We start from the raw sequence: 2,481 nt of genomic DNA, 5'->3' as shown, positions 1-2,481 counted from the left end.
GAGGCGTACAGCCTCCCCGGCCGGCCTCCCCGTGACCCCACCCATGCGCGGCGTGCGCCCCTCGTGCTGCCGGATTTCGATCGATGCGCTGGTACGGATAGTTATGATCCGTAGCGCACGGTGGGTATGACTCTCGCCGAGCAACGAATACGCGTACCGATATCCGCTCGACGTGGAGGTGAAACGCCGTGGCACTCTCGATCTCCGCCGTGGTGCTGCTGGCGATCATCGTCTTCCTGCTGGTCCGAAGGGCGGGCCTGAAAGCGGGACATGCGGTGGTCTGCGTACTGCTCGGCTTCTACCTGGCGAGTTCCACCATCGCCCCGACCCTGAGCCAGCTCACCTCGAACGTGGCGAGCATGATCAGTGGCCTCAAGTTCTAGGACCGGCCTCGTAGGCTAGGCCCATGAACGGTCTTCCCGCCCGTCGTCTGCTCCTCGTGCACGCGCACCCCGACGACGAGTCGATCAACAACGGCGTCACCATGGCCAAGTACGCGGCCGAGGGCGCCCACGTCGCGTTGGTGACCTGCACCCTCGGCGAGGAGGGTGAGGTCATCCCGCCCGGGCTCGCGCACCTGGCGGCCGACCGTGACGACACCCTCGGCGCCCACCGCGTCGGCGAGCTCGCGGCCGCCATGGCCGAACTGGGGGTCCACGACCACCGGTTCCTCGGCGGCCCCGGCCGCTACCGCGACTCCGGGATGATGGGCGCCCCCCAGAACCACCGCCCGGAGGCCTTCTGGGCCGCCGACGTGGACGAGGCCGCCGCGTACCTCGTGGAGGTGATCCGGGAGCTGCGCCCGCAGGTGCTCGTCACCTACGACCCGGACGGCGGATACGGGCACCCCGACCACATCCAGGCCCACCGGGTCGCCATGCGCGCCGCCGAACTGGCCGCGGAGACCGCCTACCGGCGCGACCTCGGCGCGCCCCACACGGTCGGGAAGGTCTACTGGAACCGCGTCCCGCGCTCGGTGGTCGAGGAGGGCTTCGCCCGGCTGCGCGCCGCCGGCGAGGTGCCCTTCCCCGGAGTCGGTTCGCCCGGGGACGTGCCGGGGGTCGTCGCCGACGAGCGGATCACCGCCGAGATCGAGGCCAAGGACACCTTCGTGGCGGCGAAGGCGGCCGCCATGCGGGCCCACGCCACCCAGATCGCCGTGGACGGGCCCTTCTTCGCCCTCTCCAACGACCTGGCGCAGCCGCTGTTCACCCGCGAGTACTACGAACTGGTCGAGGGCCGGCCGGGCGCCCCGGCGGGCGAGCGCGAACACGACCTCTTCGCGGGGGTGGACGCGTGAGCGCCGCGATGACGCCCGCGCGGATCGCCGGCTGCCTCGGCCTGCTGGTCCTGGGCGTGCTGACGGGCGCGGCCGGCTGGCTGGTGGTGGACCTGTGGTTCCCCGGCGGTCTGCTGCTCGCGCTGCTGGCCGTCTTCGGACTGTTCCTCGGAGGCCGGATCGCCCTCGGTACCGGCCTCGGGGTGGGCGGCGCCGCGGCCGGCTGGTTCCTCTCGTACGTGATGCTCGGCGTTCCGCGCCCCGAGGGCGACTTCCTCCTCGGTTCGTCCGGAATCGGCACGTACGTCTACCTTTTGGGTGGAACCGTTCTCGCTGTGATCTGCGCCACGGTGCGCGGCCCGCTCGATCGGCCGGTTTCGGCCGCTCGGCCTGCCAAGTGACGTGGTGTCGGACCTCGTAGGGAGATGTGCCGAGGCAGGTACGCGCAGGTCCGCCCGGTGTCTCGGAGGGGTTTGGCGGGTGCTATGAGGAACCCCGGATTCCCGGCCGTCAGTTGCGTGCGGGCGGCGGCCAGTATGGTGGACGGGCCGCCGAGCTGCCCGCGCACGGTACGACGGGCGGCGGAGCCAACCGGGAGAACCTGCCTTGAGTCGTGAAACCGACAGTTCGTCCTCCGGGCCCAAGGGGCACGGTGGAGCCGCTTACCCCTCGGGGACGCCGCCGTACGGAACCGGCCAGTACCCGTCCACGGACGCTGCGGCGACCGCTCCGGAGGAGAACTCTGTGACCTCGAAGCCGTCCACACCCGATTCCGACGGGCCCAAGACCGAGACCACCCTGACGACCCGGATCCGGATCAACATCCCCGGTTCGCGGCCGATCCCGCCGGTGGTCGTGCGCAAGCCGATGGGCACCAACGCCGGCTCGTCCGCCGCCGGGGAGCAGACCCGGCCGGAGCCGGCGCCCGAGCCGCCGCTCGCGCAGCGCCCCAAGCCGCAGCCGACCCGTATCCAGGCAGCGCCCGAGCCGCCCCGCGCCCAGGCGTCGGCGCCCGCCCCGGCAGAGGCCGAGGAGGCGGCCACCAGCAACTGGTTCGCCCCCCGCAAGCCGGCCGCCCAGGCCCCGGCGCCCGCACCGGCCCCCGCCGCGGCCCAGATGCCGGCGGCCGCGGCCGGCCCGCCGCTCGCGCAGCGGCCGCTGCCCACCCGGACGCCGGCCCCGACTCCGACCCCGACCCCCAC

At 72.8% G+C, this 2,481-nt stretch carries 3 protein-coding genes and 1 pseudogene; all 4 read left to right on the top strand.

Annotated features, from left to right (window positions below; genetic code table 11):
- Nucleotides 1-188: 188 nt before the first annotated feature.
- Nucleotides 189-383, top strand: coding sequence for a hypothetical protein (locus tag ACWGE1_RS40810; RefSeq protein WP_030012369.1), 195 nt, complete (start codon nt 189-191; stop codon nt 381-383).
- A gap of 23 nt (nt 384-406) precedes the next feature.
- Nucleotides 407-1,300 (top strand): N-acetyl-1-D-myo-inositol-2-amino-2-deoxy-alpha-D-glucopyranoside deacetylase, encoded by an 894-nt coding sequence (gene mshB, locus ACWGE1_RS40805; RefSeq protein ID WP_453425529.1) that lies wholly within the window; start codon nt 407-409, stop codon nt 1,298-1,300.
- A complete protein-coding gene (locus ACWGE1_RS40800) occupies nt 1,297-1,680 on the top strand; it encodes a DUF6113 family protein (protein ID WP_453425528.1) in 384 nt (127 codons plus the stop codon). The genes mshB and ACWGE1_RS40800 overlap by 4 nt, the downstream gene beginning before the upstream one ends.
- A 343-nt stretch (nt 1,681-2,023) precedes the next feature.
- Nucleotides 2,024-2,481: pseudogene (locus tag ACWGE1_RS40795) on the top strand (hypothetical protein); the annotation flags it as partial.

It is taken from the genome of Streptomyces sp. NPDC054932 (assembly GCF_053610205.1).
The sequence above is the reverse complement of the archived record's forward strand: the minus strand, read 5'-3'. Positions and strand labels throughout refer to the sequence as shown.